This window comes from Spirillospora albida, from assembly GCF_000718255.1.
In the GTDB taxonomy this organism is placed as follows: Bacteria; Actinomycetota; Actinomycetes; order Streptosporangiales; family Streptosporangiaceae; genus Spirillospora; species Spirillospora albida.
The window spans coordinates 154694-175487 of the sequence record NZ_JOFJ01000015.1 but is presented as its reverse complement, the minus strand read 5'-3'; the positions used below and the strand labels follow the sequence as shown (position 1 = coordinate 175487).

The window sequence follows — 20794 nt, the reverse complement described above, 5'->3', positions numbered from 1 at the left end:
CAGCTACAGGAGCACCCACCGTGACGTTGCCACCTCTGGTCGAGCCCGCGGCCGAGCTCACCCGCGCCGAGGTCAACCGCTACTCGCGGCACCTGATCATCCCCGACGTGGGGATGGACGGGCAGAAGCGCCTCAAGAACGCGAAGGTCCTCGTCGTCGGCGCGGGCGGCCTCGGCTCCCCGGCCCTGATGTACCTCGCCGCCGCCGGCGTCGGCACCCTCGGCCTCATCGACTTCGACATCGTGGACGAGTCGAACCTGCAGCGCCAGGTCATCCACCGGCAGTCGTCCCTCGGCATGCCGAAGGTGGAGTCCGCCGCCGCGACCGTCCGCGACATCAACCCGCTGATCGACGTCGTTGTGCACAACACCGTGCTCGACCGCGACAACGTGCTGGACATCTTCTCCCAGTACGACCTGATCCTGGACGGCACCGACAACTTCGCGACCCGCTACATGGTCAACGACGCGGCCGTCCTGCTGGGCAAGCCGTACGTGTGGGGCTCCATCTACCGCTTCGACGGCCAGGCGTCCGTCTTCTGGGCCGAGCACGGCCCCTGCTACCGCTGCCTCTACCCGGAGCCCCCGCCGCCCGGCATGGTCCCGTCCTGCGCGGAGGGCGGCGTCCTCGGCGTCCTGTGCGCGTCGATCGGCTCCATCCAGGTGAACGAGGCCATCAAGCTCCTCGCGGGCATCGGCGAGCCCCTGGTCGGCCGTCTGATGATCTACGACGCCCTGGAGATGACGTACCGCACGGTCAAGGTCCACAAGGACCCCGAGTGCCCGCTCTGCGGCAAGAACCCGACGCAGACCGAGCTCCTCGAGGACTACGAGGCCTTCTGCGGCGCCGTCTCCGAGGAGGCGACCGAGGCCGTCAAGGACTCCACGATCTCCGTCCACGACCTGAAGGCGATGCAGGACCGCGGCGACGACATCTTCCTCGTCGACGTCCGCGAGCCGAACGAGTACGAGATCGTCTCGATCCCGGGCGCCACCCTCATCCCGAAGGGCGAGTTCCTGGACGGCTCCGCCCTGCCCCGGCTCCCGCAGGACAAGAAGATCGTCCTGCACTGCAAGTCGGGCGTCCGCTCCGCCGAGGCCCTGGCCGTCGTCAAGAACGCCGGCTTCGCCGACGCCGTCCACGTCGGCGGCGGAGTCGTCGCCTGGGTCAACCAGATCGACCCCAGCCTCCCCGCCTACTAAAGGGACATCCCAACTCGCACCAGTAGTCAGACCGTAAACCCCTCGGATCTCCACATGGATCCGAGGGGTCTACTGCTATGACCGTTGAGCCATTCTCTCCACCGACCCCGAGTTGACCGTCCCTTCGCACGGCCCATTGAGAGTGAGCACCGACTGCTGACAATCTCAGCCCGTCCGAACACTTCGGAATCTTGTGGGGATCAGCCTCCAAGGCCGAGGTTGTTGCGCGCCCAGGTTTTGAACTCGCCGGGGGCGAAAGGAAGCCGATAGTCACCCTCGATCAGCTGATCGGCCAACTCGGAGACCAGATCGAGCGTGAGCAGCCCGTCCCGGACACCGTCGCAGAGCAGGCCGAGAGTTCCTCGGTACGTGACCTTCTTGCGGCCAGCGGCGTTCCGCGCCGCACCATCATCGATGATGGCCACCGCATCATGAGCCTTCGCATAGGCGAGCACGCCTGCCTCACCGGTGTTGCGGCCGTCAGAACCAACGAGGAGTGCGCTGAACTCGGCAAATTCCTCGTACTCTGCGGTGAGCTCGTATTGCTCGATCCAGGACGCCTCGAGCACGGGTTGCAGGTGTGGGTGCAGCGGGACAGCGGCCTGCACTTCCGCCACCACAGTGTCGGGGACGACTGCTCTTCTCCTGCCCACGACAGCGCGAAGGCAGCCGAGCCAATTCTGCTTTGCGAAATGGCTCAGCGGCCCGGTGTCGAACACTAGAACGTCGGCCTGGGGGGCGGCGGGCATCAGACGTACTGCCAGATCGCGCCTTCGGCGCGAAGTGGGAGGGGTGGAAGCGCGTCCTCTTCCCATGTACCGAAGAGGAGGTCCAAAGCCCGGGCCGACGAGACGGTCTCGTTCCGGTAGAGGGCCAGGATGGTGCGTTCATATTCGCGGGGAAGCGCGGGGGGCGCCAGTTCATCCTTGGCCACGACGAGGTTGAAGTCGACGATGTCCGCGCGGGTCGTCCTGGCCGCGCGAATCACCGCGGCCTCTCCGCCGTCGATGATGTCGAGCTCCCGGAGCCGGCGGGCGAGGGTCGCCATGTCGACGCGATACGCGCTCGCCATCCGAACTGCGGCCACGCGGACCCCGCCTTCGGGGTCCGCGGCGAACCTCGTCCAGCCCTCTAGCAGGCTCTCACGTGGCAGGAGCAGAGCTCTGGCGAATCGATCGAAGAGGCTCTCTCGCTGGTCGGTGGCCTGGGATTCGGCGACACGCCAGTCCACGGTGTACTCGTCCGCGACCAGGAAGTGGCCCAGTTCGTGCGCGAGGGCGAGGCGACGGCGGCCGACGAGCCGGGCTCCGTTGATGATCGCCACTCCCCCACGCGGCAGCAGGATCGTCGCGGCGTCGGCCGAATCGCGGCCCAGGTCAAAGGAGAAGGGCAAGAGGCCGAGCCCAGCGCACCTGTCACCCAGCTCCGTCAGAGGGCCTTCACTGCCGAGCTCCAGCATCCGGCGAGCGTCCACTGCCAATCGCTCAGCCTCCCGCCAGTCACGGGGCATGGGAAGGTCAGGACTGGACGCAAGGTTCCGGATCCCCGAGTGCTCGGACACGAACTCGACCGCGCGTGTCACCCGTTCGGCCATACGGTCGATCTCCGGGCTGGGCTCGCCAGGATCCTGCGTGTTCCGCCGGGACACAATGGCCTCCGGCGCTTCCTCAACGAACCATTCGATCCGGGTGTCCAGAGCCTGCGCCACCCGTGCCAGTTCGAGGGCCGACACTCGGCGACTTCCACCCTCGGCCTTCGCAAGGGAGGATCGGACCAGGCCGATCCGTTCGGCCAGCTCCGCCTGGGTCAGCCCAGCCCGCTCACGGGCCTCCGCGATCCGCCGCCCGATCGTCTCCGCATCCACATGTTCCATAATAGAACATCACGCCGTCAGGGCTCCGGCGGCCGGTAGGTGATGTCGAGTTCGCTCGATATCTCCCGCATCATCAGCTCGAACATGGGGCCGGCGTCCCGCAGGGCGAACTCGAGGTGGCCGAAGACCTCCAGGCTCACACTGCCCTGGAGGCGCACCCAGCATTTGAGGAACTGCTGGATCACGCCCAGGGGCAGGTCCACGCCGAGGACGTCCTCGCGGTAGGAGCGCAACTGCTCCAGCAGGACGGGGTCGATCCTCTCGTCGGGCACCACGGGGAACGGCTTCTTCCGCCACAACTCCAGGAACAGCGACAGGAACGTCCAGCCGAACTCGCGGGCGCACTCCTCGGCCCAGTCCTCGTCGTGCCCCCTCCCGCGGACGGGCGCGCCGAACAGGAGCGCGTACTCGCGGGGATGGGCGAGGGCCCAGTGGCGGAAGCGCCGGGAGACCGCGAGGAACTTGCCGCTCATGTCGCCGTTCGGGACGGCCTGCAGGGCGTCATGGAGGGCGGCGGTCAGCTCGGTGAAGATCGCGCCGACGACATGGCGGAGCAGTTCGCCGTGGCTGCCGAAATAGCGGTAGAGGGCGGGCGCCGTCATGCCCATCTCGCGGGCGATGGCGCGCAGCGTCACCGCCTCGGGGCCCTCGGCGACGAGGATCCGGCGGGCGGTCCCGGTGATCTCCTGGACCGTCGCCTCGCGCAGCCGGTCGCGTCGTGACTTCACCGCTGCTCCTTCCGGTCGTCACGCATCTTTCCCCATGAACGACATTGACGACAGTGAACACCTTGTGCGATGTTAACACCGTTCGCAGTTAACGGCTTTCACCGCCGTGACGAGATGTAGCGAAGGAGTGGTCATGTTCGAGCAGTGGGGGCGCTGGGTGCACCGGCGGCGCCGGTGGGTGCTGGGCGCCGCGGCGGCCGCGCTCGTGTTCGCCGGCGTATGGGGGACGGGGGTCTTCGGCGCGCTCAGCGCGGCCGGGGGCTTCGCCACCCCCGGCAGCGAGAGCGCGCGGGCGTCCGAGATCGCCGAGCGGGACCTCGGACGCGAGGAGGCCGACGTCATCGTCCTGTACCGGGGCCGGACGAACGTGGACGATCCGGCGTTCCGGGCGGAGGTCGAGAAGTCGCTGCGCGCGCTGCCCGCCGGGCATGTCGCCGAGACGCTCACGTACTGGACGACCAGGTCGCCCCAGTTCGTGAGCACGGACCGCACCGCCACGTACGCCGTCCTGCGGCTGGCGGGCGCGGACGAGGGGGCCCGGCACGACGCCTACGAGGAGATCCGCGACGACCTGACGAAGGTCGGCGGCGGCCTCACCGCGCAGGTCGGCGGGACGATCGGCACCGAGGTGGCGGTCAACGAGCGGGTGTCGTCCGACATCGGGCGGGCCGAGGGCATGGCGATGCCGGTGCTGCTGGTGCTGCTCGTGGTGATCTTCGGCGGGCTGGTGGCGGCGAGCCTGCCGCTGCTGGTCGGCGGCCTCGCGATCCTCGGCTCGTTCACCGCGCTGCACCTGCTCACGTACGTGACCGACGTGTCGATCTTCGCGGTGAACATCACGACGTTCCTCGGCCTCGGTCTCGCGATCGACTACGGCCTGTTCGTGGTGAGCCGGTTCCGCGAGGAGATCCGCTCGAAGAGCGTCGAGGACGCCCTGGCCGCGACCATGGCCACCGCCGGGCGGACCGTCGCGGTCTCCGGCGTCACGGTCGCGGTCTCGCTGTCCGGCCTGCTGATGTTCGAGCAGAACTTCCTGGTCTCGATGGGGTACGGCGGCATCGCGACCGTGTTCGTGTGCATGATCGGGGCGCTGACCGTCCTGCCGGCGCTGCTGGCGGTGCTCGGGCCGAAGGTGGACGCGCTGCCGCTGCGGCGCGCGCGGAAGGCCGGAGCCGGCCGCGGGCGCGGCGAGGGCGCGTGGGGACGGCTCGCGCACAGCGTCATGCGCCGTCCGGTGGTCTACGCCGTGGCGACCGTCGCGCTGCTGCTGGCGCTCGGCGCGCCGTTCCTGCGCATCAACTGGGGCGGTGTGGACGCCCGCGTCCTGCCCACCGGCACCGAGGCCCGGGTCGTCGCCGAGACGCTCGAGACGCGCTTCCCCCGCAACGCGACCAGCCCCATCGAGGCCGTCGTGACCGGGACGTCCGACCGCGCCGCGATCACCGCGTACGGGGAGCGGCTCGCCGCCCTGCCCGGCGCCACGGGGGCGACCGTGACGGGGTCGGACGGCACGACGACGCGGATCGCCCTGCGCTACGCGGCCAAGCCGGACTCGGACGCGGCGCGCGACCTCGTCGGCGCGGTGCGGGACGTCCCGGCGCCGCCCGGCGCGCGGGTGCACGTCGGCGGGGAGACCGCCGAGATCGTCGACCAGCTCGACAGCATCGGCGCGACTCTGCCGTGGGTCGCGCTGATCGTCGGCGGCGCCACGTTCGTCCTGCTGTTCCTGGCGTTCGGGTCGGTGCTGCTGCCGCTGAAGGCGATCCTGATGAACACGCTGTCGCTGTCGGCGACGTTCGGCGCGGTGGTCCTGATCTTCCAGGACGGGAACCTGTCGGGCCTGCTGGACTTCACCGCGACCGGAGCGATCGCCCCGGCGATGCCGATCCTGATGCTGGCGATGCTGTTCGGGATCTCGATGGACTACGAGGTGTTCCTGCTGTCGCGGGTCCGCGAGCAGTACGACCTGACGGGGTCGAACACGGAGGCGGTCGCGGCGGGCGTGCAGCGCACCGGCGCGATCATCACGAGCGCGGCGCTGCTGTTCATCGTGGTGATCGGCGCGTTCGCCACGTCCGGTGTGACGTTCATCAAGATGACCGGCGTCGGCATGGTGATCGCGATCCTGGTGGACGCGACGATCGTGCGGGCGCTGCTCGTCCCCGCCACCATGCGGCTGCTGGGGCGGGCGAACTGGTGGGCGCCCGGCCCGCTGGCACGGCTCTACCACCGGTACGGCATCCGCGAGGGCGACGCCCCGGCCGCGGCGGCGGTCCGGACGGAACCGGCCCTGGCTCAGGCCGAATAGCAGGGCAAATATCATGAGCGCATGCTCTGGACGCGATATGTGGCGATCGGTGACTCCTTCAGCGAGGGGGTAGGCGACCCCGCTCCGGGCGGGGGATGCCGCGGCTGGGCGGACCGGGTGGCGGAGGAACTCGCCGCCCGGTCCCCCGGTCTCCGCTACGCCAACCTCGCGATCCGCGGCCGGCTGCTCGGCCAGATCATCGACGGCCAGCTCCCCGCGGCGCTGGCGCTGGAGCCCGATCTGGTGTCGGTGTCGGGCGGCGGGAACGACCTGCTGCGGCCGGGCGCCGACATCGACGCGCTCGCCGAGCGGATGGACGCGGCCGTCGCGCGGATCCGGGCGGCGGGCGCCGGCGCGCTCCTGTTCACCGGGGTCGATCCGGTGGGGTCGCCGGTGATCCGCCGGGTGCGGGGCCGCGTCGCCTGCTACAACGAGCACCTGCGGGCGATCGCGTCCCGGCACGGCGCGTTCATCGTGGACCAGTGGGCGATGCACGTCCTGCGCGACTGGCGCCTCTGGGACGTCGACAGGCTGCACATGAGCCCCGAGGGGCACCGGCGGGTCGCGCAGGCGGCGCTGGAGACGCTCGGCGTCCCGGACGCGGGCGACTGGCGCGTTCCCGAGCTGGCCCCCCTGCCGGAGCTGAGCAGGGGCGCCCAGCGGCTCGCGACGTACCGGTGGGCGCGCGGGTACCTGGCCCCGTGGGTCGGCCGCCGGCTGCGGGGCGAGTCGTCCGGCGACCTCATCACGGCGAAGCGGCCGGAGCTCGCCCCGGTCGAGTAGCCGGACGGGTGACGGCGGGACAGCTGGCGGCGGTCAGGCCGACCTGCGCTTCGCGGCGGGCTGCTTCTTCTCCGCGGGCTTGGCGGGAGCCTTGGCCGCGGGCTTCCGCCCGGTGGCCGCCTTCCGCGCCGCGGTCGTCTTCCGCGCGGCCGGCTTCTTCGCGGACGTCCCGCCCCCGGCGCGGCTCTTCTTGGCGGCCTCGACGCTCGCGCGCAGCGCGCTGAGCAGGTCGGCGGCGGGCTCCTCGGCGCCCTCCTCCGCCGGGCGGGTGATCTCCCTGCCCTCGATCTTGGCGTCGATGACGGCCTGGAGCGCCTCGCGGTAGGCGTCCTTGTAGTCGGACGGGTCGAACTCGCCCTCCATGGACTCGATCAGAGAGGTCGCCATGGTGAGCTCCTGCTTGCGGACCTCGATGTCCTCCTCCAGGAAGGGGAAGTCGGGGACACGGACCTCATCCGGCCACAGCATGGTCTCCAGCACGAAGACACCCTCCCGGACGCGGAGGGTGGCGAGGGACTCCCGCTGCCGGAGCGCCACCTTGACGATCGCGACCTGCCCCGAGGACTCGAGGGCGTCCCGCAGGAGGACGTACGGCTTGGCCCCCTGCCCGTCCGGCTCCAGGTAGTAGGACTTGGCGAAGTAGATGGGGTCCACCTCCGCCTGCTCCACGAACTGGAGGACGTCGATACGGCGGCTGGTGGTCAGCGGGAGGTCGGCGAAGTCCTCGTCGGTGAGGACGACCGTCTCGCCGCCGGGCAGCTCGAAGCCCTTCGCGATGTCCGAGTAGGGGACCTCCTCCCCGTCGACGGTGCACACGCGCTTGTACTTGATGCGCCCGCCGTCCTCGCGGTGCACCTGGTGGAAGGCGACGTCCCGCTGCTCCGTCGCCGAATACAGCTTCACCGGGATCGTCACCAGGCCGAACGAGATCGCGCCCTTCCAGATACTCCGCATGACCTGTCCTTACCCACGGCGGCCCCGAGCGTTCCCCTCCAGGGTCGCAACCGGGCGCGATTTGTTCCACAACGATCTGTTGATCCTTTTCCCCGATGCGCGCGCAGGGTAAGACGCGGGTATGACGATGCCGTGGCCGGTCGAGCCGATGATGGCCGCCACCGGGGAGCTGCCCGCCGGCGGCCGGTGGGGCCTGGAGCTGAAGTGGGACGGCGTGCGCGTCATCGCGCAGGTGACGGCCGACGGGGTCCGCGCGGGAGGGCGGCGCGGGGGCGACGTCCTCGTCCGCTATCCGGAGCTGTCGGGGCTGTCCGACCTGCTCCCCCACCATGACGCCCTCCTGGACGGGGAGGTCGTCGCGTTCGAGTCGGGCCGCCCGAGCTTCGAGCGGCTCCAGCGGCGGATGCACGTGTCGCGCCCCGATCCCCGGCTGATCCGGGAGGTCCCCGTCCGGTACGTGGTGTTCGACGTCCTGTTCCTGGACGGGGCGCTCCTGTACGACACCCCTTACGCGGACCGCCGGAAGATCCTGGCCGGGCTCGACCTCGCCGGCACCGGCCCGGTGGAGGTCCCCCCGTACCTGGACTCCGACGACACCGAGCAGGTGGAGGAACTCATCGCCTTCACCCGCGAGCAGCACCTGGAGGGGGTCATGGCAAAACGCCTCGACTCCCCCTACCGCCCCGGGCGCAGGGTCGACTTCTGGCGCAAGGTCAAGAACTTCCTCACCCGCGAGGTCGTCGTGTGCGGCTGGAAGCCCGGCAAGGGACGCCGCGAGGGCGGCGTCGGGTCGCTCCTCCTGGGCGAGTACGACGGGAAGGGGCGCCTCGGGTTCATCGGCCACGTCGGCACGGGCTTCACGGAACGTGCGCTGGACGAGCTCTACACGGCCCTGTGGCCCCTGCGCCGCCCTACGGCCCCCTACGACGACCCCGTCCCGCGCGAGTACGTCCGGGACGTCCAATGGGTTGAGCCGATGCTCGTCGGGGAGGTGGCCTACAGCGCCCTCACCCGGGAGGGACGTCTCCGTCACCCCGCCTGGCGGGGCCTCCGGGACGACAAGGACCCCCTGGAGGTGACGAGTGAGCAGTAGCGGAAAGGTCGGCGTGGAGGTCGACGGCCGGCAGCTCACCCTGTCCAACCTCGGCAAGCACCTGTACGCCGCGTTCACCAAGGGCGAGGTCATCGACTACTACGCCCGCGTCGCCCCCGTGATGCTGCCCCACCTCAGGGACCGGCCCGCGACCCGGATCCGCTGGCCGGACGGCGTCGAGGGCGGCCGGTTCTTCGAGAAGAACGCCCCGTCCCATACGCCGGACTGGATACGGACGGCGAACGTCCCCACCCCGGGCAGTTCCACGGGACGCGAGACGCTCGACTTCATCGTCGTCGACGATCTCCCGACCCTGGTGTGGTGCGCGAACCTGGCCGCGCTGGAACTGCACGTCCCGCAGTGGAAGGTGGGGCCGCGCGGGGGGATCCGCAGCCCCGACCTGGTGGTGTTCGACCTCGATCCGGGCCCGCCCGCCACGATCGTCGAGGCGTGCCGGGTCGCCTCCCTGCTCCGCGAACTCCTCGCGGAGGACGGCCTCGAGGCCTATCCCAAGACCAGCGGCAAGAAGGGCCTGCACCTCTACGTCCCGGTCCGGGAGACGGACCGGACGTCCGACTACGCCAGGTCCGTCGCGCGACGCCTCGCCGCGGAGCACCCCGGCCTCGTCGTCGCCAGGATGGACAAGAGCCTCCGCAAGGGCAAGGTCTTCGTCGACTGGAGCCAGAACAACCCCTCGAAGACGACCGTGGCCCCCTATTCGCTGCGCGCGGCGGACGCCCCGTCCGTCTCGATGCCCCTCACATGGGACGAGCTGGGGTCATGCCAGGACGCGTCCGGTCTCTCCTTCACCCCCGACGAGGCCCTCGAGCGCGTCGACGAGCTCGGCGACCTTCTAGAGCCGCTTCTCGGGGAGCACAAATCCACCCTCCCTTGACGGGATGTATCCGAATCGCCACGCTGCGGCGCGCTGTTCCGCCACCATGAACCCCAGGGGACCGAGAAGCGAACCGCGGAAGGACGAACAGTTGTCGCAGAACCATCACTACGACGTTGTGGTGCTGGGCGGGGGGACGGCGGGGGAACTGGTGGCCACCGGGCTCGCCCGCGCCGGGCGCGGCGTGGCGCTCGTGGAGAACCGCCTGGTCGGGGGCGAATCGCCGTACTTCGCCTGCGTGCCGTCGAAGTCACTGCTCCGCTCCGCGCAGCGCGGCGAGACCTGGGAGGCCGCCGTCGCCCGGCGCGATGAACTAGCCCGGCACTGCGACGACGACCGGATCGTCGCCCGAATGGCCGAGGACGGCGTCACGGTCCTGCGCGGGCGGGGCCGCGTCACCGGCGCCGGGACGCTCGACGTGGACGGCACCGCCTGCGGGTTCGACGACCTGGTCGTCTGCACCGGCGGCGAGCCCGTCGTGCCGGCCGCCGGCGGCCTCGCCGACGTCCCGTTCTGGACCAGCGGCGAGGCGCTCACCGTGCCCGACCTGCCGCGCCGGCTCGTCGTGCTCGGCGGCGGCCCGGTCGGCTGCGAGCTCGCGCAGGTGTACGCGGCGTTCGGCTCGCAGGTCGCGCTGATCGAGCCCGCCGGCCGGCTGCTCATCGCCGAGGCGCCGTTCGCGGGCGACGTCCTCACGGGCGTGCTCCGCCGGATGGGCGTCGACCTGCGGCTCGGCGCCGCGCTGAGCCAGATCGAGCGCAAGGAGACCGGGCTGCGGCTCTGGCTGTCGGACGGCGGGACGATCGACGCCGACCGCGTCCTCGTCGCCGCCGGTCGGCGCCCCCGCGTCGAGGGCCTCGGGCTGGAGGAGCTGGGCGTCGCCCTGTCCCCCGGCCACGGGATCCCGGTCGACGGGACGTGCCGCGTCCCGTCCGAGAGCGGCCGGATCTGGGCCGCCGGGGACGTCACGGGCCTCGCCCGCACCGCGCACGCCGCCCGCTACCAGGCGCGCGTCGTCGTGGAGAACATCCTCGGCCGCCCCAGGGAGGCCGACTACCGGGCGATCCCGAGGGTCGTCCACACGACGCCCGCGGTGTACGCGGTGGGCATCGCGCCCGCGCAGGCGGAGGAACGCGGCATAGACCTGCTCACCGCCGGGTACGACCTCGCGGCGACGGCCCGGGCGGCGGTGGACGCCGACGACCGCGGCCGGGTGGAGCTGTACGCCGACCGGTCGCGCGGGGTGCTGGTCGGCGCCGCCGCGGCGGGGCTCCATGCCGAGGAGTGGATGAGCGAGATCGCGCTGGCCATCCGCGCGGAGACGCCGCTGAGCCTGCTCACCGACGTCGTCCACGCGTTCCCGACGTACGGTGAGGCGGTGGAGGCGCCCCTGCGGGAGCTGGCCGGGCACATGCAGACCTGACGGGCCGGCGCCGGGAGGCCGCGGCCGTGGACGAAGCTCTGGAAGGACGCGCGTGATGAGCGAGACCGAGAACGTTGACCAGCCACCCGTCCCCGACGACGCTCCCGAAGCGGACGCGGCCGAACAGCGCGCCCCCACGGAGGAGGAGGGCGCGGAGTGGCCCGACCACGTCCCGTTCGACGCGAACGAGGCCGACGCCGCCGAGCAGAGCCGGGAGATCCCCCTGGACGAGGACGACTACCGCTGAGATTCCCCTCCGCCGATCACCCGGAGTGCGACCGGGGAGGCCGACGTCGGAAATAGACTGACCTGGGCGAAGGAACGTCAGCGGTCGTTGTTAGTGACCAGCGAGGTTACCCGCGCGTAGGATGATGGGATCGTTTTCCCGCGACGGACACCCGGCCGTCGCGCCGACCGGTGATCGGAGAAGTGTGGTGACCGCGACCCCGGACGCCCGCCCCCGCGGCACGAGGCTGCCGCGAATGGCGCGCCGCAGGCAACTGCTCGGCGCGGCCCAGGAGGTGTTCGTCGCACAGGGGTACCACGCCGCGGCGATGGACGAGATCGCCGAGCGTGCGGGCGTGAGCAAGCCCGTCCTCTACCAGCACTTCCCTGGCAAGCTGGAGCTGTATCTGGCCCTGCTCGACGAGCACGCGGAAGCCCTGGTGCAGACCGTGCGCGGGGCCCTGGAGTCCACCTCGGACAACAAGCTCCGCGTCCAGGCCAGCATGCAGGCCTTCTACGACTTCGTGGCGGGCGACGGCGAGGCGTACCGGCTCGTGTTCGAGTCCGACCTGCGCAACGTCGCGCCCGTCCGGGCCCGCGTCGACCGCGCCAACCAGCAGTGCGCCGAGATGATCGCCCAGGTGATCGCCGAGGACACCGGCGGCTCCGCCGAGGAGGCGTTCCTGCTCGGCATGGGCCTGGTCGGGATGGCCGAGGTCAGCGCCCGCTACTGGCTGTCGCAGCACCGCGCGATCCCCAAGGAGACCGCCGAGACGATCATCGCCCGGCTCGCCTGGCGCGGCATCTCCGGTTTCCCGCGCACGGGCTGAGCCGTTCCTGGAGCGCCGGCGATCTCCGTGCCACCATCGGGGACGGGACGGCCCGCCGCCGGGCGGGCCGCGCCGGACGACGGGAGCATCGCGTGCAGGTTCGCATCGGCGTGCAGTTCGTGCCCAAGGAGCTCGTGGTCGACACGGCGGAGTCCGCCGACCAGGTCGAGCGGGCGCTCCGGGAGGCCCTGGCCGCGGAGGGCGGCGTCCTCGTCCTGAAGGACCGCCGGTCCGGCCGGGTCGTCGTGCCGGCGGACCGGGTCGGCTATCTGGAGATCTCCGAGGACGAGGAGCGCAGCGTGGGGTTCGGCACCCAGTACACGTGATCGCTCATTTCGCCTTGGCGGCGGCTTCGATCTTCGCGTAGAGGCCGGGGACGATCAGGTCCTTCACCTTGTCGTAGGGCGCGGTGAAGGCGAAGTTGTTGCAGTCGGTGCCGGTCGTCGACCAGATCAGCTCGATGCCCTGCGGGGTGAACAGGATCCCGGCGGGGGCGGGCGAGGCGATCGGGTCGCCGTCGCGCTTGCCGGGCGACAGGTCCGCGACCTGGGGCGGGTCGAGTTCGCAGTCCGCCCAGTCGTCCTTGGGGCCGCTGAGCCGCTCCCACAGCGTCTTCATGCCGGACGGGGTGAGGGCCGCGGAGGTGAGGACGTCCTTGGGGCCGAGTTCCTTGCCCGCCTCGACGTCCACCGTGACGGGGACGGTCGGCAGGCCGCCCTCCCCCTCGTAGCAGGGGATCATCTGGATCGCGTTGGCGGCCGACACCACCTCGCCGCGCAGCCCGAACCGCACCTTGGTCTGGATCGTGCTGGACCGGCCCTTGCACTCGGCCTTCTGCTCCGGCAGGAGCGTCGCGGCGGCCCAGTTCACCGCCCAGTCGAGGGGGCCGCGGAACGCCGCGTTGAGCCGCTTCGCCGCCGCCGCGTCCGCCATCCCGGTGATCTCGACACGCTCGGCGTTGTTGAGTTTGACCAGCTTGTCCGGGTAGGCGGTGTTGTCGCGCTGGACGATCGGCCCGGCCGCGGGCGTGTCCGCGCCGGAGCCGCCGGACGAGCATCCCGCCGCCGCGATCGCGGCGGCGGCCGCCACCGCCGCCATGCCCGTGATTCGTGCCCGCATCCGCCCCATCCTTCACAACGACCACCGGAACACCCCGCGATCTCGCGGAGATCCAAGGATGTCAGGGTTCGGCGGCGCCGGGAGCCCGGCCTTCCACTTCAAAGGATCTTCATCCCGCCGATTGTCCGGATGTGGCCGTCGCGGCGGTGCCGCCGGCCGGCCGCTCCGGAGGTCGTCCCGTCCCGGATAATCCCTGGCGGACGGGGCATGGAATACACCGGATCGCCCCGACGTTGGGACATGTGATCGGCTATTGGTGTAAGGAATCGATGGTCGGTACACTGCGTGGCGGAGTGTGACCGCACGCAGCCACAATGAGTGACTGCTTTCAACCCCTGACTGCGGTCGCCGAAGAATGTGACTGACGGCTGGTCCCTCCCGCGCGAGCGCGCGGCCATCGGCACGACCGGTGGGCCCGATGACGAGCCCGACCGGCACCGAGAGCCGCGCCGCACCCGGGAGCGTGGACCCCGCATATTGGAGGCTGGAAGCCCTGACTACCTTTCGTGACCTCGGGGTCGTACCCGAGATAGCCGACGCCCTCGCCGCAGAGGGCATCGTGGAAGCGTTCCCCATCCAGGAACTCGCCCTGCCGATCGCGCTGGGCGGGCACGACATCATCGGCCAGGCCCGCACGGGCACCGGCAAGACCCTCGCCTTCGGCGTCGCGCTCCTGCAGCGCATCGAGCACGGCGGCCGCGAGCCGCGCGCGCTCGTCGTCGCCCCGACCCGCGAGCTGGCCCTCCAGGTCACCGACGACCTCCTGGTCGCCGGCGGCAAGCTCGGCAGCCGCGTCCTGTCCGTCTACGGCGGGCGCGCGTACGAGCCGCAGATCTCCGCCCTCAAGGACGGCGTCGACGTCGTCGTCGGCACGCCCGGCCGGCTCCTCGACCTGGTCAAGCAGAAGCACCTCGACCTGTCCAAGGTCGAGATCCTGGTGCTGGACGAGGCCGACCGCATGCTCGACCTCGGGTTCCTGCCCGACATCGAGCGGATCATCGACCGGATCCCGGCGCAGCGGCAGACGATGCTGTTCTCCGCGACCATGCCCGGCGAGATCGCCGCGCTGTCGCGCAAGTACCTGACCCGCCCGACGAACGTCCGGGCCGAGTCCCACACCGAGTCCGAGGCGACCCCGCAGGTCGTCCAGCACGTCTTCCAGGCCCACCAGATGGACAAGCCGGAGATGGTCGCCCGCCTGCTGCAGGCGGAGGGCCGCGGCCTGAGCATGGTGTTCTGCCAGACGAAGCGGACCTGCGACCGCGTCGCCGCCGAGCTCGTCTCGCGCGGGTTCGACGCCGCCGCCGTCCACGGCGACCTCGGCCAGAGCCAGCGCGAGCGGGCGCTGCGCGCGTTCCGCAACGGCAAGATCGACGTGCTGGTGGCCACCGACGTCGCCGCCCGCGGCCTCGACGTCGACGACGTGACCCACGTCATCAACTACGAGTGCCCCGACAGCGCGGACACCTACGTCCACCGCATCGGGCGGACCGGCCGGGCCGGCAAGGAGGGCGTCTCGGTGACGCTCGTCGACTGGTCCGACCTCACCCGCTGGAAGCTGATCAACAGCTCGCTCGACCTGCCGTTCCCGGCGCCGGAGGAGACCTACTCCACCTCGCCGCACTTCTTCGAGGCGCTCGCCATCCCCACCGGGACCAAGGGCCGCCTGCCGAAGGACCAGCGCGGCGAGCGCGCCGGCCTGGCCGCCGAGGAGCTCGAGGACATCGGCGAGACCGGCAAGACCCGCAGCCGCGACGACCGCGCCGACCATGCCGACCATGCCGACCGTGCCGACAGCGACCCGGACGAGCGTCCGCGTCCGGCCCGCCGCAAGCGGAGCCGCAACCGCACCCGCGGGGGCAGGCCCGTGCAGGCGGGGCAGGCCGCCGCCGAGCCGGCGAAGCCCGCCGACACCGACTCCGAGCCCGCCGCCGACGCGGTCGCGACCGAGCGCAAGCGCAGCCGGAGCCGCCGCCGCACCCGCGGGGGCAAGCCGGCCGCGGCCGGCGAGACGCAGCCGACCGCCTGACCTCGCTGCGAGATCACGACCCCTCTCGTGATCTCGCGGCGCGCAAGGCCAATGCCGTCCCCGGGTGGTCGGTGATCAGCACCGCGACCCGGGGATCCGCCAGGAACCGCCGCATCGACGGCGCGGCGTTCACCGTCCAGATCATGGCGGGGAACCCGGCCCGCGCGCACTGCCGCAGCACCCCGGCCCGCGCCAGCCGGTGGTTGAGGGCGACCATGTCGGCGCCCGCCCGGCGGATCAGCCGCACCGGGACGAAGTCCCGGTGGGCGCCCCGTTCCCGCAGCCCCCGCCCCACCGACAGGGCCGTGGTGACCTGCGGGAACCGTCGTTTGATCTCGACCAGCGAGGAGATCTCGCGGGTCGTCACCACGAACCGCCCGGCCCCGAAGATGCGCAGCGCCAGCGCCACGGTCTCGTGCTCGCAGCCGCGCTCCTTGAGATCGAGATGCCCGCGCGCCCGCCCGGCGATCAGCTCCATGGCCTCGTCGACCCGCGGCAGCGGTGACAGCTCCCTGGCCCGCGCGTACGGGATGCGGCCGAGGTTCAGCCCCCCGATGTGGGGATCATGGTGGACGACGAGCCGCCCGTCGCCCGTCCGCCGGATGTCGATCTCCACGTACTCGGCCCCGGACGCCACCGCGTCCGCGAGGCCCGCGAAGCCCGCCTCGTCCCGCCGGTGGGCGGAGATCGCCGGTTCCACACCGTGGACGCTAGCACCCCGTTTCGTCCGTGGCCGACCCCGGACATCCGTTTAGTATGGTGGCCCTCCGTGAGCACGCCCCGGTTCCTGAGCCTGCCCCCCGGTGCCCTGCGGACGACGATCGAGACGTCCCGCGGCCCCTTCGCCGCCCTGGAGGCCCTTCCCGGGTCGGGTGTCGCCGAGCGCTGCCCCGCCCTCCTCGTTCCCGGTTTCACGGGCAGCAAGGAGGACTACATCGCCGTCCTGCAGACCCTCGCGTCGTCCGGCCGCCGCGTCGTGGCGATCGACATGCGCGGCCAGTACGAGTCCCCGGGTTCGCCGGACGACCCCGCCGCCTACACGCTGGCCGCCCTGGGCGAGGACATCACCGCCCTCATGGAGGCCCTCGGGCCCGACCCCGTCCATTTGGTGGGGCACTCGTTCGGCGGGCTCGTCACCCGCGAGGCAGTCCTCGCGGGCCGGGCGCGGCCGGCGTCCTTCACGCTGATGAGCTCCGGGCCGTCCGCCCTCACCGGCCGGTCCGCCGCGAAGGCCCAGGCGCTCCGCGACGCCCTCCCGGAGCTGGGCATGGCGACGATCTGGGAGATCTCCCTGGAACCCGGCTATGTCGGAAGCGGCGTCGCCGCCGACATCGTCCGGTTCCTGGAGGGCCGCACACTGGGCAACTGCGAGAACGGCCTGGTGCGCATGGCGGACCAGCTGCTGACGGCCCCTGACCGGGTGGAGGAGCTGGCGAAGTACGCGAAGGCCGAGCACCTGCGCGTGCTCGTCCTGTACGGCGAGGACGACGACGTCTGGTCCCCCGAGATCCAGGCCGCCATGGCGGAACGCCTCGAAGCGCACAAGGTCGTCATCCCGAGCGCCGCCCACTCCCCCGCCTGGGAGGCCCCCGAGACGACGGCGCAGGCCCTCCTCAGCCACTGGATCCAGTCCGAACGCGACCACCGCTGAGGCTTCAGAACCGGACGAAGTAGAACCAGAGCTTCCCGGCACCACCCTTGTGGGCGGACTCGCGGACGAGGAGCGCCGGCGGCGACACGGCCGCCCGCGCCGATGTACACCGATCGCGTCCTCCGTCAGGTTGACGTCACGATCCCGGCCGCTCCACAGCCCCTCACCGCTGACGGCGCCCTTCCGCCACAGCGGGCGTCAGCCGTCCCCGGGGTGGGCGGTACCGCTGGACGGAGCCGGGCACTCCTCACGCGTCCCGTCGTATCGGGCCTGTTCCGGGACGAGAGACGTCTGGTGCAGGGGGTCGGGGGCGTGCGCGATCTCGAACCAGACCCGGAGGCGCCCGTCGTCCAGCGCCTCGAAACCCCACGAACTGCTGAGCGCTCGCATCATCGGGATGCCCCGGCCGTGCTCGCCGCACGGGTCGTCCAGGTCATGCGGGACGGCCCCGCCGCCACCGTCGATGACCTCGACGCGGATGGTCCCCGCGCAGAGGAAGACGTCGACCTCCACGACATCGCCCGTCCCGTGCACGATCGCGTTCGTCAGCGCCTCCGAGAGCAGCAGGACGCCGTCGTCGCACACGCTGTGCTGCGGACCGAGAAGCGGTGCGAGCCGGCCCAGCAGCCACCGCCGGCCGTGCGCGACGTTCCGCTTCGTGGACGGGATGATGCACGTCCCCAGGTGATGGCGCGTCATCCCCCGTTCACCGTCCAGGCGATCCGCGCGGCCACACCGGGCACGTCGGCGGCGCCGGTGCACTGGTCACCGAACGCGTAGAGCCACCGCCCGTGATGGTCGACCGCCGCCACCCCGAGCCGCGCCCCCGGCCGCGCCGGATACGGAACCCACAGGACGGACTCGCCCCGCCGAGGGTTCTGCAGCAGGGACGCGCACCCCTCCCGTTCGCGCAACTCGTAACACATATGGGCGAGAAGCCCGAACCGCACCGAGTGCGGCGATTGCCCCATTGCCACCGCCTGGCCACCCTTCTCCGAGCACGCGCGCGGATCACGATGTCCAGACGACCTCAGTGATCGCGCTTCTGCCGTGCGTGATGAACGCTACGGTCAGAGTGTGCGCCGACACGGTGCGTTCTGCAACAAGAACAGACTGAACTATCGCAGTTTGGTTTGTTGATCTCCGACCGAGTCACCATGTAACGAGTAGGAAGGGACAAAGTGGCCACTCGCCGAAGCCCTACGGTGCGCAAGCGCCGCCTGGCCGCCGAACTGCGTCGGCTTCGCAAAGAAGCAGGTCTCACTCGCGAAGACGTGGCCGAACGCATCGGTTGCGCTCCAGTGACGATCACCCGGGTCGAAACAGGGCAGAGCGGGGCCCGGGTGGGTGAGGTCTCCCTGATGCTCGACGTCTACGGAGTCGTCGGGGACGAGCGCGAGGCACTGCTCCAAGTCGCCAAGGATGCCCGCAAACGCGGCTGGTGGCATTCCTACAGTGGCGCTATTCCATCGTGGTTTCAGGTCTACGTGGGCTTGGAAGAAGAAGCGACCTCAATCCAGGACTACCAACCGGAGGTGGTCCCCGGAATACTCCAGACCGAGGCGTATGGCAGGGCAACTTACCTAGCCGAGGCCGTAGTTCCCGTGGGACAAGAGATCGACCGGCAGATCAACCTTCGCCTCGAACGCCAAAAACGCATTCTAGAAGCCGACAACCCTCCAGACATGTGGTTTGTGATCAACGAAGCCGTAATACGCCGAAGCGTGGGCGGAATCACCGTCATGCAGGATCAACTCGACCACCTGGTGCGCCTGTCCCACCTACCCAACATCACCCTCCAGGTACTCCCGTTCACTGCAGGCGCCCATCCCGGAATGCAGGGAGGCTTCCGGATCCTGGACTTCCCCAACCCGGCCGACCCCGCGGTCGTGTACGTCGAGTACCGAAGGGGAAGCCTATTCCTGGAGAAAGCAGATGACGTGAGCAGTTATACATCGGTGTTCAATCACCTCAGAGCACAGGCCCTGAGCCGCACAGAGTCACGTGACCTGGTCATGGCCGCAGCTCAAGGTATTGCCTAATCGTCAACTCTGAGGAACAGTGGTCTTCCATGGACACGGCTAACATCACCTGGCGCACGAGCAGGCACAGCATTGGCAATGGCGGCGAATGCGTCGAGATCGGAACTTGGCGCAAGAGCAGCCGGAGCGCCGACGAAACCGACTGCGTGGAGGTGGCGGCGGGCGAGGCGCTGGTGCTGGCGCGGGACTCCAAGGACCCGGATGGAACCGTCCTGGCCTTCGGATCCGACGCATGGGCCGCCTTCCTCGGCACGGTGAAGAGCGGCCGGCTCGACCTCCGCTCCCGGTGACGCGAGCCACGCCGCCCGTCCCCGTCACGATCATCGAGGACGACCTCACCGGCCCGGAGATCATCCGCTTCTTGGAAGAGCACGTCGAGGAGATGCGGTCGATCACCCCGCCGGAGAGCAAGCACGCCCTGGACCTGGACGGCCTGCGCAAGCCCGACATCCGCTTCTGGACCGCCTTGGACCAGGGCACCATCGTGGGCTGTGCCGCCCTCAAGACCCTGGACGCGTCCCACGCCGAGTTGAAGTCGATGCGCACACGCCCCATCCGCAAACGCAGCGGCATAGCGACCCGACTGCTCTCCCACGTCCTACAAGAAGCCGAACGAATGGGCTTCACGCGGCTGAGCCTGGAGACGGGCTCAGCCGCCTTCTTCCACCCCGCCAGAAGTCTCTACGAGAAGTTCGGCTTCACGCCCTGCCCGCCCTTCGCCGACTACCGAGAAGACCCCCACAGCGTCTTCATGACAAGACGGCTCTAAAGTCAGCCACCGTCCGCGGACTTGCCGTCCGGGGACGTGAAAGTGATGCGTGCGGCCCCTGGCGCGACCCTCCCGGACACCGTTGCGCAGGAGTGTGGCGAGACGGCAGGCATCGCGCGACGGCTGGGCCGAGCGGGAGGTCGACGTCGCTGGTCGTGGCTATGGCCAACCCGTTGCCCTTTGCTGTAGATCTCGGGAATGAGCCGAGGCCCGATGGAAGTCCGCTCGTTCGTGGAGACCGACCGCGCAGAGCTGCGAGAACTGTTCGGTCGCGTCGGCGAGGGGTCTCCGACCGCCTCCCTGTGGGGACATCTGGACTCCGAAGCCGCCATCTACCTGATCCCCTACATGGATCTCGTACCGGAATCCCTGTTCGTCGCCACGGTCGATGGAGCGCTGGTCGGCTACCTCACGGGGTGCCCGGACAGCTCGGCGTTTCCGAGCGAGACCGAACGCATGACGCGGGCCATCAAGGAGTACAAGCTGGCGCTGCGGCCCAGGACCAGTGCCTTCTTCGGACGCGCCATGCTCGACAGCGTGTCGGCCCTTCTCCGGAGGGAGCCCACCGCGAAGGACTTCGACGATGATCGGTGGCCCGCCCACCTCCACATCAACGCGGCACCCGAGGCACGCGGAACCGGTGCCGCCGATGCGCTGATGAACCGCTGGCTGGAGCGGCTGACGAGAAGCGGCTCCCCCGGCTGCCACCTGCAGACCCTGGTCGAGAACACCCGTGCGGTGCGGTTCTTCGAACGTATGGGCTTCACCCCATATGGTCCGACGCCCCTGGTGCCCGGCTTGAGGTACAACGGCAAGCGCCTCCGCCAGCAGACGATGGTCTGGGACGCACCTCGATGAACCCGCATTTGA

23 protein-coding genes are annotated in these 20794 nt (G+C 70.4%); 15 read left to right on the top strand and 8 right to left on the bottom strand.

Features of this window, described 5'->3' with window-relative positions:
* The first annotated feature begins 20 nt into the window (after positions 1-20).
* Positions 21-1202, top strand: a complete 1182-nt coding sequence (moeZ, locus tag IE99_RS0120505; protein ID WP_030173174.1) for an adenylyltransferase/sulfurtransferase MoeZ — start codon at positions 21-23, stop codon at positions 1200-1202.
* Between the two features lie 200 nt (positions 1203-1402).
* Here the strand turns inward: moeZ and IE99_RS0120500 are convergent, their stop codons facing one another.
* Genes IE99_RS0120500 through IE99_RS0120490 form a run of 3 tightly spaced genes read right to left on the bottom strand, consistent with a single transcriptional unit; the run spans position 1403 to position 3803 of the window.
* On the bottom strand, positions 1403-1951 hold the full coding sequence (locus IE99_RS0120500; RefSeq protein ID WP_030173171.1) for a PIN domain-containing protein: 549 nt from the start codon (positions 1949-1951) through the stop codon (positions 1403-1405).
* A complete protein-coding gene (locus tag IE99_RS0120495) occupies positions 1951-3075 on the bottom strand; it encodes a helix-turn-helix domain-containing protein (RefSeq protein WP_030173167.1) in 1125 nt (374 codons plus the stop codon). The genes IE99_RS0120500 and IE99_RS0120495 overlap by 1 nt, the downstream gene beginning before the upstream one ends.
* A 17-nt stretch (positions 3076-3092) precedes the next feature.
* On the bottom strand, positions 3093-3803 hold the full coding sequence (locus IE99_RS0120490; protein WP_030173163.1) for a TetR/AcrR family transcriptional regulator: 711 nt from the start codon (positions 3801-3803) through the stop codon (positions 3093-3095).
* A 133-nt stretch (positions 3804-3936) separates the two neighbouring features.
* Between IE99_RS0120490 and IE99_RS0120485 the strand changes: the two genes are divergently transcribed.
* Positions 3937-6111: an MMPL family transporter gene (locus tag IE99_RS0120485; protein ID WP_030173160.1), complete on the top strand. Its 2175-nt coding sequence runs from the start codon at positions 3937-3939 to the stop codon at positions 6109-6111.
* A gap of 21 nt (positions 6112-6132) precedes the next feature.
* The gene (locus IE99_RS0120480; protein ID WP_084219706.1) at positions 6133-6894 is read left to right on the top strand and encodes an SGNH/GDSL hydrolase family protein; all 762 of its coding nucleotides are present in this window, start codon (positions 6133-6135) and stop codon (positions 6892-6894) included.
* A gap of 33 nt (positions 6895-6927) precedes the next feature.
* Here the strand turns inward: IE99_RS0120480 and ku are convergent, their stop codons facing one another.
* Positions 6928-7848 carry a non-homologous end joining protein Ku gene (gene ku, locus IE99_RS0120475; RefSeq protein WP_030173154.1) on the bottom strand — a complete coding sequence of 307 codons (921 nt, stop codon included), beginning with the start codon at positions 7846-7848 and terminating at the stop codon, positions 6928-6930.
* A 121-nt stretch (positions 7849-7969) separates the two neighbouring features.
* Here ku and ligD (IE99_RS0120470) point away from each other — a divergent pair, with 121 nt between their 5' ends.
* The 6 genes from ligD (IE99_RS0120470) to IE99_RS0120445 all read left to right on the top strand — a co-directional run bounded on the left by ligD (IE99_RS0120470) (position 7970) and on the right by IE99_RS0120445 (position 12640).
* Positions 7970-8941: a non-homologous end-joining DNA ligase gene (ligD, locus tag IE99_RS0120470; protein ID WP_030173152.1), complete on the top strand. Its 972-nt coding sequence runs from the start codon at positions 7970-7972 to the stop codon at positions 8939-8941.
* Entirely contained in the window at positions 8931-9836 is a 906-nt protein-coding gene (gene ligD, locus IE99_RS0120465; RefSeq protein WP_030173149.1) for a non-homologous end-joining DNA ligase, read from the top strand. The genes ligD (IE99_RS0120470) and ligD (IE99_RS0120465) overlap by 11 nt, the downstream gene beginning before the upstream one ends.
* Before the next feature lie 91 nt (positions 9837-9927).
* Positions 9928-11259: a dihydrolipoyl dehydrogenase family protein gene (locus tag IE99_RS0120460; RefSeq protein WP_245623286.1), complete on the top strand. Its 1332-nt coding sequence runs from the start codon at positions 9928-9930 to the stop codon at positions 11257-11259.
* A gap of 55 nt (positions 11260-11314) precedes the next feature.
* Positions 11315-11506, top strand: coding sequence for a hypothetical protein (locus IE99_RS0120455; protein ID WP_030173143.1), 192 nt, complete (start codon positions 11315-11317; stop codon positions 11504-11506).
* A gap of 187 nt (positions 11507-11693) precedes the next feature.
* Positions 11694-12314, top strand: a complete 621-nt coding sequence (locus IE99_RS0120450) for a TetR/AcrR family transcriptional regulator (protein WP_030173140.1) — start codon at positions 11694-11696, stop codon at positions 12312-12314.
* A gap of 92 nt (positions 12315-12406) precedes the next feature.
* A complete protein-coding gene (locus tag IE99_RS0120445; protein ID WP_030173137.1) occupies positions 12407-12640 on the top strand; it encodes a DUF3107 domain-containing protein in 234 nt (77 codons plus the stop codon).
* A 4-nt stretch (positions 12641-12644) separates the two neighbouring features.
* On the opposite strand, the gene IE99_RS0120440 is transcribed toward IE99_RS0120445, so the two are convergent.
* A complete protein-coding gene (locus tag IE99_RS0120440) occupies positions 12645-13433 on the bottom strand; it encodes a hypothetical protein (protein WP_157610411.1) in 789 nt (262 codons plus the stop codon).
* Between the two features lie 418 nt (positions 13434-13851).
* Between IE99_RS0120440 and IE99_RS0120435 the strand changes: the two genes are divergently transcribed.
* Complete coding sequence (locus IE99_RS0120435; RefSeq protein WP_084219705.1) at positions 13852-15462, top strand: DEAD/DEAH box helicase; 1611 nt, start codon at positions 13852-13854, stop codon at positions 15460-15462.
* A gap of 13 nt (positions 15463-15475) precedes the next feature.
* Here the strand turns inward: IE99_RS0120435 and IE99_RS0120430 are convergent, their stop codons facing one another.
* Entirely contained in the window at positions 15476-16162 is a 687-nt protein-coding gene (locus tag IE99_RS0120430) for a glycerophosphodiester phosphodiesterase (RefSeq protein ID WP_030173129.1), read from the bottom strand.
* A 69-nt stretch (positions 16163-16231) separates the two neighbouring features.
* Here IE99_RS0120430 and IE99_RS0120425 point away from each other — a divergent pair, with 69 nt between their 5' ends.
* On the top strand, positions 16232-17113 hold the full coding sequence (locus tag IE99_RS0120425) for an alpha/beta fold hydrolase (RefSeq protein WP_030173126.1): 882 nt from the start codon (positions 16232-16234) through the stop codon (positions 17111-17113).
* Between the two features lie 198 nt (positions 17114-17311).
* Here the strand turns inward: IE99_RS0120425 and IE99_RS0120415 are convergent, their stop codons facing one another.
* Together IE99_RS0120415 and IE99_RS0120410 are read right to left on the bottom strand one after the other, a co-directional pair.
* The gene (locus tag IE99_RS0120415) at positions 17312-17812 is read right to left on the bottom strand and encodes an ATP-binding protein (protein WP_051712888.1); all 501 of its coding nucleotides are present in this window, start codon (positions 17810-17812) and stop codon (positions 17312-17314) included.
* Entirely contained in the window at positions 17809-18039 is a 231-nt protein-coding gene (locus tag IE99_RS0120410) for a hypothetical protein (protein WP_157610410.1), read from the bottom strand. The genes IE99_RS0120415 and IE99_RS0120410 overlap by 4 nt, the downstream gene beginning before the upstream one ends.
* A 279-nt stretch (positions 18040-18318) precedes the next feature.
* Between IE99_RS0120410 and IE99_RS0120405 the strand changes: the two genes are divergently transcribed.
* The 4 genes from IE99_RS0120405 (at position 18319) to IE99_RS0120390 (ending at position 20782) form a co-directional block, all read left to right on the top strand.
* Entirely contained in the window at positions 18319-19155 is an 837-nt protein-coding gene (locus IE99_RS0120405) for a helix-turn-helix domain-containing protein (RefSeq protein ID WP_245623285.1), read from the top strand.
* Positions 19156-19184: 29 nt separating this feature from the next.
* Positions 19185-19445, top strand: coding sequence for a DUF397 domain-containing protein (locus IE99_RS0120400; protein ID WP_084219704.1), 261 nt, complete (start codon positions 19185-19187; stop codon positions 19443-19445).
* Positions 19442-19924, top strand: coding sequence for a GNAT family N-acetyltransferase (locus IE99_RS0120395; RefSeq protein WP_030173110.1), 483 nt, complete (start codon positions 19442-19444; stop codon positions 19922-19924). The genes IE99_RS0120400 and IE99_RS0120395 overlap by 4 nt, the downstream gene beginning before the upstream one ends.
* Positions 19925-20137: 213 nt before the next feature.
* The gene (locus tag IE99_RS0120390) at positions 20138-20782 is read left to right on the top strand and encodes a GNAT family N-acetyltransferase (protein WP_030173107.1); all 645 of its coding nucleotides are present in this window, start codon (positions 20138-20140) and stop codon (positions 20780-20782) included.
* Positions 20783-20794: the final 12 nt, after the last annotated feature.

What these genes read in the sequence shown, in the direction of transcription:
- IE99_RS0120500 (WP_030173171.1), bottom strand. Translation starts at nt 1,951, where the DNA reads ATGCCCGCCGCCCCCCAGGCCGACGTTCTAGTGTTCGACACCGGGCCG.
- IE99_RS0120495 (WP_030173167.1), bottom strand. Translation starts at nt 3,075, where the DNA reads ATGGAACATGTGGATGCGGAGACGATCGGGCGGCGGATCGCGGAGGCC.
- IE99_RS0120485 (WP_030173160.1), top strand. Translation starts at nt 3,937, where the DNA reads ATGTTCGAGCAGTGGGGGCGCTGGGTGCACCGGCGGCGCCGGTGGGTG.
- IE99_RS0120480 (WP_084219706.1), top strand. Translation starts at nt 6,133, where the DNA reads ATGCTCTGGACGCGATATGTGGCGATCGGTGACTCCTTCAGCGAGGGG.
- ku (WP_030173154.1), bottom strand. Translation starts at nt 7,848, where the DNA reads ATGCGGAGTATCTGGAAGGGCGCGATCTCGTTCGGCCTGGTGACGATC.
- ligD (WP_030173152.1), top strand. Translation starts at nt 7,970, where the DNA reads ATGACGATGCCGTGGCCGGTCGAGCCGATGATGGCCGCCACCGGGGAG.
- IE99_RS0120455 (WP_030173143.1), top strand. Translation starts at nt 11,315, where the DNA reads ATGAGCGAGACCGAGAACGTTGACCAGCCACCCGTCCCCGACGACGCT.
- IE99_RS0120440 (WP_157610411.1), bottom strand. Translation starts at nt 13,433, where the DNA reads ATGCGGGCACGAATCACGGGCATGGCGGCGGTGGCGGCCGCCGCCGCG.
- IE99_RS0120435 (WP_084219705.1), top strand. Translation starts at nt 13,852, where the DNA reads ATGACGAGCCCGACCGGCACCGAGAGCCGCGCCGCACCCGGGAGCGTG.
- IE99_RS0120415 (WP_051712888.1), bottom strand. Translation starts at nt 17,812, where the DNA reads ATGACGCGCCATCACCTGGGGACGTGCATCATCCCGTCCACGAAGCGG.
- IE99_RS0120410 (WP_157610410.1), bottom strand. Translation starts at nt 18,039, where the DNA reads ATGTGTTACGAGTTGCGCGAACGGGAGGGGTGCGCGTCCCTGCTGCAG.
- IE99_RS0120400 (WP_084219704.1), top strand. Translation starts at nt 19,185, where the DNA reads ATGGACACGGCTAACATCACCTGGCGCACGAGCAGGCACAGCATTGGC.
- IE99_RS0120390 (WP_030173107.1), top strand. Translation starts at nt 20,138, where the DNA reads ATGGAAGTCCGCTCGTTCGTGGAGACCGACCGCGCAGAGCTGCGAGAA.